13 protein-coding genes are annotated in these 14,066 nt (G+C 72.0%); 10 read left to right on the top strand and 3 right to left on the bottom strand.

Going from position 1 to position 14,066, the window contains the following annotated elements; translation table 11 throughout:
• Position 1 precedes the first annotated feature (1 nt).
• Genes ACSQ2G_RS14330 through ACSQ2G_RS14370 form a run of 9 tightly spaced genes read left to right on the top strand, consistent with a single transcriptional unit; the run spans position 2 to position 7,518 of the window.
• Positions 2 to 988 (top strand): threonine-phosphate decarboxylase, encoded by a 987-nt coding sequence (locus ACSQ2G_RS14330; RefSeq protein ID WP_436031889.1) that lies wholly within the window; start codon positions 2 to 4, stop codon positions 986 to 988.
• The gene (gene cobO, locus ACSQ2G_RS14335; protein WP_436031891.1) at positions 985 to 1,590 is read left to right on the top strand and encodes a cob(I)yrinic acid a,c-diamide adenosyltransferase; all 606 of its coding nucleotides are present in this window, start codon (positions 985 to 987) and stop codon (positions 1,588 to 1,590) included. The genes ACSQ2G_RS14330 and cobO overlap by 4 nt, the downstream gene beginning before the upstream one ends.
• Positions 1,587 to 2,453, top strand: coding sequence for an ABC transporter substrate-binding protein (locus ACSQ2G_RS14340; protein WP_436031893.1), 867 nt, complete (start codon positions 1,587 to 1,589; stop codon positions 2,451 to 2,453). The genes cobO and ACSQ2G_RS14340 overlap by 4 nt, the downstream gene beginning before the upstream one ends.
• On the top strand, positions 2,450 to 3,430 hold the full coding sequence (locus tag ACSQ2G_RS14345) for a FecCD family ABC transporter permease (RefSeq protein ID WP_436031895.1): 981 nt from the start codon (positions 2,450 to 2,452) through the stop codon (positions 3,428 to 3,430). Before ACSQ2G_RS14340 ends, ACSQ2G_RS14345 begins: the two co-directional genes overlap by 4 nt.
• A gap of 11 nt (positions 3,431 to 3,441) precedes the next feature.
• A complete protein-coding gene (locus tag ACSQ2G_RS14350) occupies positions 3,442 to 4,221 on the top strand; it encodes an ABC transporter ATP-binding protein (RefSeq protein WP_436031897.1) in 780 nt (259 codons plus the stop codon).
• Complete coding sequence (gene cbiB, locus ACSQ2G_RS14355) at positions 4,214 to 5,170, top strand: adenosylcobinamide-phosphate synthase CbiB (RefSeq protein WP_436031899.1); 957 nt, start codon at positions 4,214 to 4,216, stop codon at positions 5,168 to 5,170. Before ACSQ2G_RS14350 ends, cbiB begins: the two co-directional genes overlap by 8 nt.
• A gap of 28 nt (positions 5,171 to 5,198) precedes the next feature.
• Positions 5,199 to 6,257: a nicotinate-nucleotide--dimethylbenzimidazole phosphoribosyltransferase gene (gene cobT / locus ACSQ2G_RS14360; protein ID WP_436031901.1), complete on the top strand. Its 1,059-nt coding sequence runs from the start codon at positions 5,199 to 5,201 to the stop codon at positions 6,255 to 6,257.
• Positions 6,257 to 7,015 carry an adenosylcobinamide-GDP ribazoletransferase gene (cobS, locus tag ACSQ2G_RS14365; RefSeq protein WP_436031903.1) on the top strand — a complete coding sequence of 253 codons (759 nt, stop codon included), beginning with the start codon at positions 6,257 to 6,259 and terminating at the stop codon, positions 7,013 to 7,015. Before cobT ends, cobS begins: the two co-directional genes overlap by 1 nt.
• Entirely contained in the window at positions 7,012 to 7,518 is a 507-nt protein-coding gene (locus ACSQ2G_RS14370; RefSeq protein ID WP_436031905.1) for a tyrosine phosphatase family protein, read from the top strand. Before cobS ends, ACSQ2G_RS14370 begins: the two co-directional genes overlap by 4 nt.
• Before the next feature lie 54 nt (positions 7,519 to 7,572).
• Here ACSQ2G_RS14370 and ACSQ2G_RS14375 read toward each other — a convergent pair whose 3' ends face one another.
• Both ACSQ2G_RS14375 and ACSQ2G_RS14380 read right to left on the bottom strand, forming a co-directional pair.
• Positions 7,573 to 9,912 (bottom strand): glucan 1,4-alpha-glucosidase, encoded by a 2,340-nt coding sequence (locus ACSQ2G_RS14375; protein ID WP_436031907.1) that lies wholly within the window; start codon positions 9,910 to 9,912, stop codon positions 7,573 to 7,575.
• A 41-nt stretch (positions 9,913 to 9,953) separates the two neighbouring features.
• Positions 9,954 to 11,516 carry an MFS transporter gene (locus ACSQ2G_RS14380; RefSeq protein ID WP_436031909.1) on the bottom strand — a complete coding sequence of 521 codons (1,563 nt, stop codon included), beginning with the start codon at positions 11,514 to 11,516 and terminating at the stop codon, positions 9,954 to 9,956.
• Positions 11,517 to 11,876: 360 nt separating this feature from the next.
• Between ACSQ2G_RS14380 and ACSQ2G_RS14385 the strand changes: the two genes are divergently transcribed.
• Positions 11,877 to 12,890 (top strand): LacI family DNA-binding transcriptional regulator, encoded by a 1,014-nt coding sequence (locus ACSQ2G_RS14385; RefSeq protein WP_436031911.1) that lies wholly within the window; start codon positions 11,877 to 11,879, stop codon positions 12,888 to 12,890.
• Positions 12,891 to 12,967: 77 nt separating this feature from the next.
• Here the strand turns inward: ACSQ2G_RS14385 and ACSQ2G_RS14390 are convergent, their stop codons facing one another.
• Positions 12,968 to 13,669 (bottom strand): class I SAM-dependent methyltransferase, encoded by a 702-nt coding sequence (locus tag ACSQ2G_RS14390; protein ID WP_436031912.1) that lies wholly within the window; start codon positions 13,667 to 13,669, stop codon positions 12,968 to 12,970.
• Positions 13,670 to 14,066: the final 397 nt, after the last annotated feature.

The raw sequence follows: 14,066 nt of genomic DNA on the forward strand, positions 1-14,066 counted from the left end.
CATGGCGACGCCGGCGGCCTTCCTCGGCCACGGCGGACGCCTCGGCGCGGCGCGGGCGGCCTGGCCGAACGCGCCGACGCCGTGGCTGGACCTGTCGACCGGGATCAATCCCCGACCCTATCCTGTCCCCGTGCTGGCGCCGGAAGCCTGGTCGCGCCTGCCCGATCCGGAGTCGCTGCGGGCGCTGGAACGGGTCGCGGCCAAGGCGTTCGGGGTCGCGGATCCGGCCCGGGTCGTGGCGGCTGCGGGCAGCGAGGCGCTGATCCGCCTGCTGCCGCGCCTGCTGACGACGGCGCGGGTCGCGATCTCGGCCCGGACCTACGGCGGTCACGCCGACGCCTGGAAGGTCGCGGGAGCGGAGGTCGTCGACGCCCGCAATTCGACGGCCGACCTGCGGGTGCTGGTCAATCCGGACAATCCCAGCGGCCAGGCCCTGCCGCCCGGTCAGGTCCTGGCCCTGACGGACGGGCCGCTGCTGGTGGACGAGGCCTTCGTCGAGGTCGATCCGGCGCTGTCCGTCGCCCCGCTGGCCGGCGCGCCAGGCCGCGAGCGCTTGGCCGTGCTGCGCTCGTTCGGCAAGTTCCATGGTCTGGCCGGGGCGCGCCTGGGCTTCCTGGTGGCCGAACCGGCCCTGGCCGCCCGCGTCCGCCAGGCGCTGGGCGACTGGCCGGTCTGCGGCCCGGCGATCACCGCCGGGCTCGCGGCCTATGCCGACGCCGCCTGGGCGGCCCGGACCCGCCTGCGCCTGGCGGACGACGCCGCGCGCCTGGACGTCCTGCTGCGCCAAGCCGGCTTCGAGATCGTCGGCGGGACGACGCTGTTCCGCCTGGTCCGGGCCGCCGACGCGCCGCGCCGTTTCGAGGCCCTGGCCCGCGCCGGGATCCTCACCCGCCCCTTCCCCTGGGACGAGACCCTGATCCGCTTCGGCCTGCCCGGCCCGCAGCCGGACTGGCTCCGCCTCGCCGACGCCCTGGAGAACCTCCGATGAGCGACGATCTCAATACCAAGCACGCCCAAGCCATGAAGGCCCTCAAGGCCGAGCGCGACGCGATGATGCAGACCAAAACGCTCAAGAAAGGTCTGCTGCTGGTCCATACCGGCGACGGCAAGGGCAAGTCCTCGGCCGGCTTCGGCATGGTGGCCCGCCACCTGGGCTGGGGCCTGAAGGTCGGGGTCGTTCAGTACATCAAGGGCAAGTGGAAGACCGGCGAGCGCCTGTTCTTCAGCAAGTTCCCCGACCAGGTACGCTACGAGGTCATGGGCGAGGGCTTCACCTGGGACACCCAGGACCGCCAGCGCGACATCGCCGCCGCCCAGGCCGCCTGGCTGGTGTCGCAGCAGATGATCGCCGATCCCAAGCTGGACTTCGTGCTGCTGGACGAGATCAACATCGCCCTGCGCTACGACTATCTCGACATCGACGAGGTGGTGACGGTGCTGAAGGCCCGCCCCGGCGACAAGCATGTCTGCCTGACGGGCCGCAACGCCAAGCCGCAGCTGCTGGAGATCGCCGATCTGGTCACCGAGATGACCCTGGTCAAGCATCCGTTCGAGCAGGGCTTCAAGGCCCAGCGCGGGGTCGAGTTTTGACCCGTCTCACCCGGCGGGCGGCGGTCGGCGCCGGGCTTGTGACGGGCCTGGCGACAGGCCTGGTCGGCGGCGTGGCGAACGCCCGCGCCCTGCCCCGCGTCATCTCGCTGAACCCCTGCCTGGACGCGGTGCTGGTCCAGGTCGCCGACCGCGCTCAGGTCGTGGCGCTGAGCCACTACGCCCGCGATCCGCAGCAATCGGGCATCGCCAGGATCGCCCTCACCTACCCGATGACCTACGAGAGCGCCGAGGAGGTGATCGCCCTGCGGCCCGACGTGGTGCTGACCGCCGCCCACTCCTCGCCCGCCACCCGCGCGGCGCTGACGCGGCTGGGCATCCGCGCCGAGCTGTTCAAGGTGCCCAACAGCTGGGTCGAGAACCAGGCCCAGATCCGCCGCATCGCCCAGGCCGTCGACCATCCCGACCGCGGCGAGGCGCTGATCGCCCGGGTCGAGGCGGCGATGGCCAGCAGCGCGCCGCGTCCAGGGACCCGGCCGATCACCGCCCTGGTCTTCCAGCCCAACGGCTTCGCCGCCGGCCACGGCACCCTGGTCGACGAGATGATGCGCCGCGCCGGCTTCGTGAACGTCGCCCAGCGCTACGGCTTGAAGAAGTGGGGCAACGTCTCGCTGGAGCGCCTGCTGGACGATCCGCCCGAGGTGCTGCTGGCCGGCCAGGCCGCGCCCAACGCTCCGACCTTTGCCGAGAAGGTCCTCAACCACCCGGCCCTGGCCAGCGTCTCGTCGCGCATGACCCGGGCGGTGTTTCCCGAGCGGCTGCTCTATTGCGGCGGCCCGGGCCTGGCGGACACCGCCGCCGCCCTGGCCGCCGCGCGCCGGCAGGTCCTGGGAGCGGCCGCATGAACCGGCGCCTCTTGCTGCTGGGCGGCCTCGTCCTGCTGGTCCTGCTGCTGGGCGGCCTGTCGCTGACGGCCGGCCGGGTCTGGGTTCCGTGGCGCGCCTGGTCGCAACCCGCGCATGACCCGCGCTGGGCGATCATCTTCGAGCTGCGGCTGCCCCGCACCATCCTGGCCATCGCCGTCGGCGCGGCCCTGGGCCTGTCGGGCGCGGTCATGCAGGGCTACACTCGCAACCCGCTGGCCGACCCCGGCGTGATGGGCGTGTCGTCCATGGCCGCCCTGGGCGCGGTGATGACCATGTATCTGAGCCTGGGCCTGTCCACGCCCTGGCTGCTGTTCGCCGCGGCGATGGTCGGCGCCAGCCTCGGCGTGGCCGTGATGCTGGTCCTGGCCGGCGGGACCGGCGGGACCATCACCTTCATCCTGGCCGGGGTGATCCTCAACACCGTGGCCAGCGCCGGCGTCGCCCTGGCCCTGAGCCTGGCCCCAAGCCCCTGGGCGGCGCAGGAGATCATCAACTGGCTGCTGGGCTCGCTGGCCGACCGCAGCGCCGACGACGTCTGGCGGGCCCTGCCCTTCATCGCCGTCGGCTCGGGCCTGATGCTGATGCTGGGCCGGGCGCTGGACGCCCTGACCCTGGGCGAGACCGGGGCCAAGGCGCTGGGAATCGACCTGAACCTGACGCGGGTGCTGCTGGCGGTCGGCGTCGGCCTGGCGTCCGGCGCCAGCGTGGCGGTGACCGGCATGATCGGCTTCGTCGGCCTGATCACCCCGCACCTGATGCGGCCCCTGGTCGGCCACCAGCCGGGCGCCCTGCTGGCCCCCAGCGCCTTGGCCGGCGCGGCCCTGGTGCTGGCCGCCGACATCCTGGTGCGGCTGACGCCCTCGGCCGCCGAGGTCCGCCTGGGCGTGGCCATGGCCGCCGTCGGCGGGCCTTTCTTCCTGGCCCTGCTGATCGCGATGCGTCGGAGGCTGGCATGAGGGAGGCTGGCATGAGCGACTTGGTCGCCGAGAACCTGACCGTCGCCCTGGGCGGCCGCACGGTGCTGGCGGGCGTCAGTGCGCGGTTCCGCGCCGGTCAGGTCACCGCCATCGTCGGCCCCAACGGCGCGGGCAAGTCAACCTTGCTGGCCTGCCTGGCCGGACTGCGCCGCCCCGACGCCGGACAGGTCCGCCTGGACGACGGTCCGATCCTGGCCCTGCCGCATCGCCAGCGCGCCCGCCGCATCGGCTTCCTGCCCCAGACGCCGGAGGTGGCCTGGGCGGTGGACGTCGAGACCCTGGTCGGCCTGGGCCGCACCCCGCACAGCGGGGCCCGCGGCCTCAGCGACGCCGACCACGCCGCCGTCCAGGCCGCCCTGGTCCGCACCCGCATGACCGGCCTGGCGCGACGCGACGTCACCACCCTGTCGGGCGGCGAGCGGGCCCGCGCCCTGCTGGCCCGGGTGCTGGCGGGCGAGCCGTCGTGGCTGCTGGCCGACGAGCCGCTGGCGGGGCTGGATCCCGGCCATCAGCTGGACGCCGTCGACCTGATGCGCGCCTTCGCGGCCGAACCCGGCCAGGGGGTGGTGATGACCCTGCACGACCTGGGCGTGGCCCTGCGCCTGGCCGACCGGGTGCTGGTGCTGCGCGACGGGGCCCTGATCGCCGACGCCGCGCCGCTGGAGGCCCTGACGCCGGCCGTGCTGGAGCGGGCCTATGGCGTGAGGACCGCCATCGTCTCCGGCGCCTGGGGACCGCTGATCGAGCTGATCGGACGCGTGGATGGCTGAGGCGGCGCCCTGGCCGTGGGTCGTCGCCCTGGCCCTGGGCCTGGAGGCGCTGCTGGGCTATCCGGCCGCGCTGAACCGGTTGGCGGGACATCCCGTGGCTTGGCCGGCGGCGCTGATCGGGGGGCTGGAGCGGCGCTGGAACCGGCCGGCGTCGTCCGACCAGCGGCGCCGGCTGCTGGGTGTGGTCCTGATCATGCTGCTGGTCGCCGCCTCCGTCCTGCTCGGCGGCGCGGCGCAGGGGCTGCTGAGGACCAGCCCGCCGGCGCTGGCGCTGGTCGCCCTGGTCGCGACGGTCGGCCTGGCCCAGCGCAGCCTGCACGACCACGTCGCGGCCGTCCTGACGCCGCTGCGAGCCGGCGACCTGCCGGCCGCCCGCGCGGCGGTGGCGATGATCGTCGGCCGCGACACCGGCGGGCTCGATCCCGAGGGCGTGGCCGCCGCCGCCCTGGAGAGTCTGGCCGAAAGCTTCAACGACGGCGTCGTCGCCCCGGCCTTCTGGCTGCTGGTCGGCGGCCTGCCGGGGCTCTTCGCCTACAAGAGCGTCAACACCGCCGACAGCCTGGTCGGCCACCGAGAGGAGCGCTGGCGGATGTTCGGCTGGGCGGCGGCGCGGACCGACGACCTGATGAACCTGGTCCCGGCGCGGGCGGCGGGCGGGCTGATCGCCCTGGCCGGCGGAACTGGTTGGCGGATCATGCTCCGCGACGCCCGCCGGCACGCCTCGCCCAACGCCGGCTGGCCCGAGGCCGCCATGGCCGGCGCGCTGGGCGTCCAGCTGGGCGGCGAGGCGGTCTATGACGGCGTCAGGACGACCCGGCCGACCTTCGGCGACGGACCGCGGCCGACCGCCGCCGACCTTGAACGTGGCCTGCGCCTCTATCGCCGGGCCTGCCTGCTGCTCTGGCTGATCCCGCTGGCGATCGGCCTGATCGCCGTGCTCGCCCGATGACCCCGCCTCGTCTATCCAGGACCTCGCCATGATGACCCTGCCCGCCCTCGCCGCCGCCATCGCGCCCGTCGACGCCACCCTCGAGCCGGTCCTGCGGGCCCTGCTGGACGGCAAGGCCAAGCCGCCGGGGTCGCTGGGACGGATCGAGGACCTGGCGGTGCGGATCGGCCTGGTCCAGAATCGGCCGGACCCGCGAGTCGCCCGCACCGACCTCTATGTGTTCGCCGGCGACCACGGCCTGACCGACGAGGGCGTCTCGGCCTATCCGTCCAGCGTCACCGCCGCCATGGTCGGGCTGTTCTTGTCGGGCCGCTCCAGCGTCAGCGCCTTCGCCAGGGCCTCGGGCGTCCAGGTGCGGGTGGTCGACGCCGGGGTCGACGCCGACCTGCCGGGCCATCCCGACCTGGTCGCCGCCAAGATCCGACGCGGGACCCGCAACGCCGCCCGCGAGCCGGCCCTGACCCCGGACGAGGTGCTGGCGGCGATCGCCCGGGGCGCCGACATCGCCCGCGCCGCGGCGGCCGACGGGGCCGACGTCGTCGCCCTGGGCGAGATGGGCATCGGCAACAGCTCCTCCGCCGCCCTGGTCATGCACCGCCTGGCCCCCGCGCCGCTGGACGCCTGCGTCGGCCTTGGCACGGGCCACGACGCCGAGGGCCTGGCCCGCAAACAGGCCGGCATCGCCCGCGCCGCCCAGCGCTCGGACGCCACCGAGCCGCTGGACGTGCTGGCCCAGTTCGGCGGCTGCGAGATCGCCATGATGGCCGGGGCGGTGCTGGGCGCGGCCTCGATGCGGCGGGTGGCCCTGATCGACGGCTTCATCAGCACGGCCGCCGCCCTGGCCGCCGTCCGCCTGGTCCCCGCCGCCCTCGACTATTGCGTCTTCGCCCACGGCTCGGCCGAGCGCGGCCATCCGGCCATGCTCCAGGCCCTGGGCGTCCGGCCGCTGCTGGACCTGGACCTGCGGCTGGGCGAAGGCACCGGCGCGGCCCTGGCCGCCCCGCTGCTGGTCGCGGCCGCCAACCTGCTGACCGACGTCGCCGCGCTCGCCGATGTCCTGGCCGGGATCGAGGCGGGTCCCGACTGATGCCGCGCCAGCTGAAGCTGTTCTTCTGCGCCCTGCAGTTCCTGACCCGCCTGCCGGCCCCGTCGTTCGCCGACTTCCAGCCGGACTGGATCACCCGCGCCGCGCGCTACTTCCCGCTGGTCGGGATCGGGGTGGGCGCGATCGCGGCCGGGGTGCTGCTGGCGGCCGGACAGCTGTGGAGCGGCCCGCTGCCGGCCCTGTTGGCCGTGGCGACGGGGGTGCTGGTCACTGGCGGCTTCCACGAGGACGGCCTGGCCGACACCGCCGACGGCCTGGGCGGCGGCCAGACCCCGGCCCGGCGCCTGGAGATCATGAAGGACAGCCGGGTCGGAACCTACGGCGTGCTGGCGCTGGGACTGGTCCTGGCTCTCAAGGTCGCCGCCCTGGCGACCCTGCCCCTGGCGACCGCCGCCCTGGCCCTGGTCGCGGCCCACGGCGCCGGCCGGGTCGCCGCCGTGGCGGTGATGGTGTCGGGCCGTCACGTCAGCGACCGCGACGACGCCAAGTACAAGCCCGCGCCCGACGGCGTGCGGCCGTTCGAGCTGCTGGTCGCCGCTGGCCTCGGCGTCTGGCCGCTGGCGCTGCTGGGCTGGGCCGGCCTGGCGGGCGCGGCGGCGGGCGCGGTCCTGGCGGCGGCCCTGGCTCTGACCGCCCGGCGGCTGATCGGCGGCCACACCGGCGACGTGCTGGGCGGGGTCGAGCAGGCCTGCGAACTGGGCGTGCTGCTGGGGGTTTCGGCCATACTGGCGGCGCGATGACCCTGCTGGTCTGCCCGCTCAGCCAGGTCGAGGCCGCGCGCGCCCTGCACCGACCCTCGCACCTGGTCAGCCTGCTGTCGCCGGCCTCGGCCGCCGAGGCCTGGCCGGTCGCCGATGGCGCTGGCCTGCGCCTGGCCTTCCACGACATCGCCGAACCCCGCGAAGGCTTCACGCCGCCGGACGGAGCCCAGGTCGCCCGACTGCTGGACTTCGCGGCCGGCTGGGACGCGGCCCGGCCGATGCTGGTCCACTGCTGGGCCGGGGTCAGCCGCTCGACGGCGGCCGCCTTCGTCGTGGCCTGCCAGCGCGCGCCGGGGCGATCCGAGCGCGAGATCGCCCAGGCCCTGCGCGCCGCCGCGCCCTACGCCACGCCGAACCCGCTGCTGGTCAGCCTGGCGGACGCGGCGCTGTGCCGGGGCGGTCGGATGTCGGCGGCGATCGCCGAGATCGGCCGCGGCGCCGACGCCTTCGAGGGCGCGCTGTTCGAACTGCCCTTAAGGTAAAGCTTTCAAAGTGAAGCTTCCGTCCGCGCCGATTTTCATCGACGCGGAAGCTACTTAGCCGCCCGACTTCGCGTAACGTGCCGCCACCGGGTCGTAGCGGTCCCACACCTGGCCGTCGCTGACGGAGCGCAGCAGCTTGACGTATTCGGCGTGCGACCAGGCCAGCGGCGTGGCCGAGTCCGTGCCCTCGCCGCGCGCATAGCCGTGCGGATTGGGTCCGATGCCGTCCCAAACCTGTTCGGGGATCAGCAGGCCCTCGTTGGCGAACAGCTCCATGGCCTTGACGTAGCGGTCGCGGATCTTCCGGATCGCCGCGGCGTCCGGCTTGCCGTTCAGGCTAGCGAGGGCCAGTTCGTAGTGGCCGCGCTCGCCGGTGAAGATCGGCCACACCCGGCCGCGCTGGCCCGGCGACATCTTTCCGCCGACGCCGTAGTTGGCGCCGGTCTGGGCGTCCTCGCCATAGCCGTCGATGTCGTAGCGCCGCCAGCCGGGGAACTCGCCTTTGACGCCCGGGAACTTGAAGTCGTAGCGCACGCGGTAGAGGTCGGCCCGGCTGGTGTCGTCCAGCTCCGGCAGGCTGCCGACGATGGCCGCGTCGTCGGCCCGGCGCACGCCGTAGCGGACCAGCTCCAGAAAGCCGCCGTCGACCACCTGGTCCTTGGGCGGGGCGATCTGGCCGTTGGCGGCGCCGATCGGGGTGTGGTCGTTGGGGTCCTCGTTCTGGTTCAGCCGCACATAATAGGTCCCGTCGCCGAACGGCCCCTTGGTGGTGACCATCCGCGCCTCGACCTTGGCCGAATAGGCGTCGGCGGCAGCGCGATAGCGGGCCGCGCCGGCCGCGTCGCCGGCAAGGTCAGCGATGTCGCCCGCCACGACCAGGCCGGCGATGGTGGCCGCCGTGGTCGAGGGCGAGTGGCCGCCCTGCTCTTCCCAGCGCTCCTGCTGGGTGAACGGCGGCGTGATGGTCTCGTGGTTCCAGCCGATCTCGACCTTGCCGCCGTCGACCAGAAAGTCGGCCGCCGGCTTGATCATCTTGCTGTAATAGGCCTTCAGGTCGGCCTCGGGCAGCCAGCCCAGCTTCCACAGTTTCCAACCCAGCATGATCGGCATGGCGGTCTGGTCCAGCTGGACCCCGACCCACTCCGTCGTGCCGTCCACCCAGGTCTTCTGCAGGAACCAGCCGCCGACGCCGCTGTTGCCCTTGGTGTCGGCCTTGACCTGGACCTGCGGCAGGTAATGGAAGGCGGCCAGCGGCGTTTCCCTGTCGCCCAGGGCCGCCAGGGCCATCGCGCACTGGTAGAAGTCGCGCGGCCAGACGGCCTTGTAGCCGGTGGAGGGCTTGGAGGCGTCGACGGTGTCGCCCCAGGGGTTGGACAGCGAGGCGATCAGGGCGCCGGCATAGGTGCGGTCCTCCTGCACCTTCAGCATCAGGGCGCTGGCCTGTACCAGCTTGCCGCCGTCCTCCGAAACCTTGCGCAGGCGCGGCAGCTCGGTCAGCGAGGCCAGGTAGTCCTCCCAGCCCACGCGGTCGCCCTCGCCGTTGTAGCGGGCCAGCACCTCGTCATAGCCGGTGCTCAGGGCAGCGGACGCGGCCTGGTCGGCGGCGACCGCGTCGCCGCCGAAACCGAGGGCGAAATCGTAGGTCGCCTCGCCCGAGACCTGCCGCGGCAGCTCGGCGGTCAGGACGATCGCGCCCTTGGCCGAGGCGCCGCCGGTCAGGGTCGCCGCCTTCACGGCCGACAGGGCGTCGCTTCCCAGCGGCGTGGCGACCGCCTTCACGAACGACCGGGCGCCTTTCAGGCTCAGGAACGCCTTGCCCTCGTAGGCCCTCAGCGCCGAGGCGCTGGCCGCGCCGGCATCCCCGCCGCCGGTGTTGGCCATATGCGGCTCCAGCACGAGGAACGGGGTCACCGGCCCCTTCAGGGCGCGGACCGTCACCCGCACGAACAGGGCGTTCTGGTCGGGATCGGTGAAGATCCGCTTCTCGATCTCGAACCGGCCCTGCCTGTCGGTGGTGGTCATCTTGTAGGCCGGCGACAGCGGCCGGCCGGCCGCGTCGACGTGCAGGTATTGGGTCGTGGACGTGGTGTCGGCGCCCTCGACGGCCAGGCCGGACGGGGTCTTCACCGCCACCCGGAGCTGCTTGATCTGGGCCTCGTGGATCAGGCCGTACATGGTCTCGGTCAGGGTTCCGTCGGCGATCGAGAACCACACCTTCGACACCGTCCCGGTCGGGCCGCCGTCCTTGTAGGCGCCGTCGACATAGGCCTCGTACGATGCGCCGACCCCGGTCTTGGCGGCGTAGGCCCAGGTGGTCGGGGTCTCGGCGTGGGCGACCGCGCCCAGGGCCGTCGCGGCCGCCGAGGCCAGGGCGAGCATCTTCAGGCAACGCATGGAACTACCTCATGAAAGGACGGCGTCGGTCAGGACGCGGATCAGGCTTTGGACAGCGCTGGGGGCGACGGGGCCTCGGCGCGCGAGGCCCGGGGTTCGCCCACGTCGCGGACAAGGAACACGCAGGCGGCGGCGACCAGCATCCCGGCCGCGCCCAGGCCCAGGGCCCAGATCGCCTCGCCGCCGAAGAAGGTCCGCAGCAGCAGGCCCAGCAGGGTCGCGGCCAGCAGCTGCGGGATGACGATGAAGAAGTTGAACAGGCCCATATAGACCCCCATCTTGCCGGCCGGCAGCGCCCCCGACAGGATCGAGTACGGGGCCGACAGGATCGACGACCAGGCGAAGCCGACGCCGATCATCGGGATCCACAACAGGCCCGGCTCGCGGATCAGCGGGATCGCCGCCAGTCCCAGCGCGCCCAGGCCCAGGCACAGGGCGTGGCAGGCCTTGCGTCCGACCGCGCGGGCCAGCGGCGGGATCACCAGGGCGGCCAGGGCGGCCACGCCGTTGTAGATGGCGAACAGCACCCCCACCCAGTCGGCGCCGTCGTTATAGGCCCGCGAGCTCGTGTCGGCGGCATGGTAGTGGAAGGCCGCCACGGCCGGGGTCGTGTAGATCCACATGGCGAACAGGCCAAACCACGAGAAGAACTGCACCACCGCCAGCTGCTTCATGGTGGCCGGCATGCGGAACAGGTCCTCGACGACTTCGGAAAAGCCGTTGGCGGTTTGGCCGGCCCGCCGCAGGACGCCGGCGACCAGCTGCGCGACGCCGAACAGGCCGGCCATGGCCGCCAGGACGTAGAGCTCCTTCTCCAGGCGCGTGGCGAAGATCACGGCGGCCAGCAGCAGTCCGGCCAGGGTCCAGGCCAAGCCGCCGGCCAGGTAGGCGCGGACGGGGCGGGTCGGCGGGTCGGCGGCGGCGACCGGGGCCTCGCCCCTGCGCGCCCGCTCGGTCGCCTCGAAGGCCGCCAGCTGCTCGGGGCTGTATTCGCGGGTGGTGAACACCGTCCACAGCACCGACAGCAGAAGGCCCGCCGCGCCGGCGTAGAAGGCGATGTGCACCGAGGGCGGCACGCCGCCGCCTTCCGCCACGTTGCTGACCGAGAACCCGTTGGTCAGGATCCACGGCAGGGCCGAGGCCAGGACCGCGCCCGTGCCGATGAAGAAGCTCTGCATGGCGTAGCCGGTGGCGCGCTGCTCGTCGGGCAGGTTGTCGCCGACGAAGGCCCGGAACGGCTCCATGGTGATGTTGATCGAGGCGTCCATCACCCACAGGGCGGCCGCGGCGATCCACAGGACGGGGGCGTTGGGCATGACCAGCAGGGCGGCGCTGGTCAGGATCGCGCCCCAGAAGAAGTACGGCCGACGCCGGCCCAGCCGCCCCCAGGTCTTGTCGCTGAGATAGCCGATGACCGGCTGCACCAGCAGGCCGGTGGCCGGGGCGGCGATCCACAGGATGGCCAGGTGGTCCACCTGGACGCCCAGGCCCTGGAAGATTCGCGAGGTGTTGGCGTTCTGCAGGCCGAAACCGATCTGGATCCCGAAGAACCCGAAGCACATGTTCCAGATCTGGAAGCCGTTCAGCCGGGCCTTGGTCGCCATTGCTCCCCTTTCCAGGCTCCGTTGGCCGGAACCTTGCGCAAACTTTTTCAGCGCTTTGTGGAGGCTATTTGCGCATGCGTCGATCCGGCTGGCAACGGAATTTTCCGAGCATTGACGGGATAATGTCGGCATTCGTTCAGGAAATGTCACGCCAACTCGGCAACAACGGGCGCAATCAGTCGCCGCCGATCCGGCACAAAGTTGCAGAAATTTTCAGAGCTGAGCGAGCGACGGCCTCGGGGCCTTGCCGACGGCGCTTGAAAACCACTGGCGCGGCGCCTTAACAAAGGTTCTGAAAAGATTTGCGGCAAAATTTGCAGCAACGGCGACATACAAGATTTTTGATGGCGGGGCGGGACAGTGACCAAGGGCGCGACGCGGCTGGAAGACCTGGCCAGGCTGGCCGGGGTGTCGATCTCCACGGCCTCGCGGGCGCTGAACGACAGTCCGGCGGTCAACACCCGCACCAAGCAGCTGATCTGGAAGCTGGCGCGGGAGATGGACTATCCGTTCCGCCGCTACATGCCCGCCGGCCCGATCGGCGCCGAGGGCACGATCGCCATCGTCGTGCCCCGCCCGCAGGGCCGCGAGGGCCGGCTGTCGGACCCGTTCTTCCTGGAACTGCTGGCCGGGGTCGGCGAGGCGGCGCGTGAGCGCGGCTGCGACCTGATGATCAGCCACGTGGCCCCGACCAGCTTCGAGGACCTGTCGGCGGCCATGACCACCAGCCGCGCCGACGGCGTGATCTTCCTGGGCCAGAGCTGGCTGCACACCGCCTTCAACCGTCTGGCCGAGACCGAAGGCCGCTTCGTGGTCTGGGGCGCGCAGCTGCCCGACCAGGCCTATTGCTCGGTGGGGTCCGACAATCCGCTGGGCGCCAAGCGCGCCACGCTGCACCTGGCCCGCCTGGGCCGCAAGCGCATCGTCTTCCTGGGCGACACCGAAGCCCCCGAGGCCATGCAGCGCCATCGCGGCTATCTGGACGCGGTCGAGCAGTTCGGCCTGGGCGTCGATCCCGAGCTGATCGTGCCGGCCCATTTCGAGGTGGAATCGGCCGAGGCCAGCGTCGACTCCCTGATCCAGCGGGGGGTGACGTTCGACGGGGTGGTCGCCGCTTCCGACCTGATCGCCCTGGGGGCCATCCGCGCCCTGCAGCAGGCAGGCAGGTCGATCCCCGGCGACGTGTCGGTGATCGGCTATGACGACGTGCCGTTCGCCCGCTATTCGCGCCCGGCGCTCAGCACCATCTCGCAGGACACCGCCAAGGCTGGCCGGCTGATGGTCTCCAAGCTGCTGGACGCCAGCGGCCAGGGCGCCAGCCGGTCCGAACGCGTGCCGACGGACCTGATCATCCGCGAGTCGTGCGGGGGGTAGAGGCGGTCGGCGGCTGGCTGGAGACCGCTTACGACCCAAAGGCGAAGTTCGGATGGGCCGCGGGCGCCTTGCGGCAATCAAGTCCTCACAGCGTGCCACCCTCGGATCATGAAGGCCTGGAAGAACGGGACTGGCTTCTGGAAGCCGACGGCCTCCCACAAAGCTTCCGTCTCCGCCGGGGACAGAACGCCCAACACATCACGCATCATGCCACCAAGCTTCGTCAGCGACTCCGGCGTTGCGCCCATTAGACCTTGGATTCGCTTCCAGTCTTCCAGCATCTCGGGGAACTCCGGAGCGTCCAGATCGCCGCTGATCTCGGCGCTGGCGAAGCAGCCTCCCGGCTTCAGGCGATCATGAATGGCCGAATAGAAGGCGCCTCGGCCTTCGCGTCTAATGAAGTGCGCGACCAGTAAGCTGACTGCGGCGTCAAATCCGTCGTGAGGAGCATCCTGGGCATACCCCTGAAGAAGCTCGCAACGATCCAGCACGCCCGCCTGTTGGAGTCGGTGTCGTCCCACAGCCAACATCTCATCGGACGGATCGACGCCGACGAACGACCAGCCCGGATATATCCTGGCCAAAGACAGGATTTCAGCGCCGGTCCCCACCCCGACGCACAACACGCGTGCATCGACGGGCAGGTCCGCCAGAACCAACCGCAGCAGGAAATGCAGACTGTCGGAGATGGGGGCGAGCGCGCTGTTCCGACGATCGTAGGCGTCGGCGATCTCCCGGTTGAAGAAGTTGGGTGAGGTCGCGGGTCTCCGCTTTTTCATTGTTATAGTATAACAGGAAGTTTCGGACGCGCCATCCGTCCTGTCTCTGTCAGCGTCGAGCGGGCGTGCTCGTCGGCGGCGGCTCCGCCAGGGGCCGCGACTTTCGTCCATCTGGTGCTGGCCGAGCCCGGAACACGGATACGGCGTTGGACGAGGGGCCGAAGAGGGCGACAGGCTTGCGGTGACGCAGGCGTTCCGGGAGCGGGCGACGCGAGCCCGGCCCGCCCGTCGTGGGCTTCGAGCGGCGAGGCGTCAACAGCGCCGACCGCCGCTTGCTCCCGGACAACGATCGCGCGGAGCGTGGGTCCTGGTCGAAACGGTATTTTCTACGGAGCTTCCGGGCCCCGCCCGGGCGCTCCGTGTCCCTCCCCGAACTTCAGCGGCCCGCCGCGTGAGG

Source organism: Caulobacter sp. LjRoot300, from assembly GCF_964253875.1.
In the GTDB taxonomy this organism is placed as follows: Bacteria; Pseudomonadota; Alphaproteobacteria; order Caulobacterales; family Caulobacteraceae; genus Caulobacter.

What these genes read in the sequence shown, in the direction of transcription:
- ACSQ2G_RS14375 (WP_436031907.1), bottom strand. Translation starts at nt 9,912, where the DNA reads ATGCGTTGCCTGAAGATGCTCGCCCTGGCCTCGGCGGCCGCGACGGCC.
- cbiB (WP_436031899.1), top strand. Translation starts at nt 4,214, where the DNA reads ATGGCTGAGGCGGCGCCCTGGCCGTGGGTCGTCGCCCTGGCCCTGGGC.
- ACSQ2G_RS14345 (WP_436031895.1), top strand. Translation starts at nt 2,450, where the DNA reads ATGAACCGGCGCCTCTTGCTGCTGGGCGGCCTCGTCCTGCTGGTCCTG.
- ACSQ2G_RS14370 (WP_436031905.1), top strand. Translation starts at nt 7,012, where the DNA reads ATGACCCTGCTGGTCTGCCCGCTCAGCCAGGTCGAGGCCGCGCGCGCC.
- cobT (WP_436031901.1), top strand. Translation starts at nt 5,199, where the DNA reads ATGATGACCCTGCCCGCCCTCGCCGCCGCCATCGCGCCCGTCGACGCC.
- ACSQ2G_RS14380 (WP_436031909.1), bottom strand. Translation starts at nt 11,516, where the DNA reads ATGGCGACCAAGGCCCGGCTGAACGGCTTCCAGATCTGGAACATGTGC.
- ACSQ2G_RS14330 (WP_436031889.1), top strand. Translation starts at nt 2, where the DNA reads ATGGCGACGCCGGCGGCCTTCCTCGGCCACGGCGGACGCCTCGGCGCG.
- cobO (WP_436031891.1), top strand. Translation starts at nt 985, where the DNA reads ATGAGCGACGATCTCAATACCAAGCACGCCCAAGCCATGAAGGCCCTC.
- cobS (WP_436031903.1), top strand. Translation starts at nt 6,257, where the DNA reads ATGCCGCGCCAGCTGAAGCTGTTCTTCTGCGCCCTGCAGTTCCTGACC.
- ACSQ2G_RS14350 (WP_436031897.1), top strand. Translation starts at nt 3,442, where the DNA reads ATGAGCGACTTGGTCGCCGAGAACCTGACCGTCGCCCTGGGCGGCCGC.
- ACSQ2G_RS14390 (WP_436031912.1), bottom strand. Translation starts at nt 13,669, where the DNA reads ATGAAAAAGCGGAGACCCGCGACCTCACCCAACTTCTTCAACCGGGAG.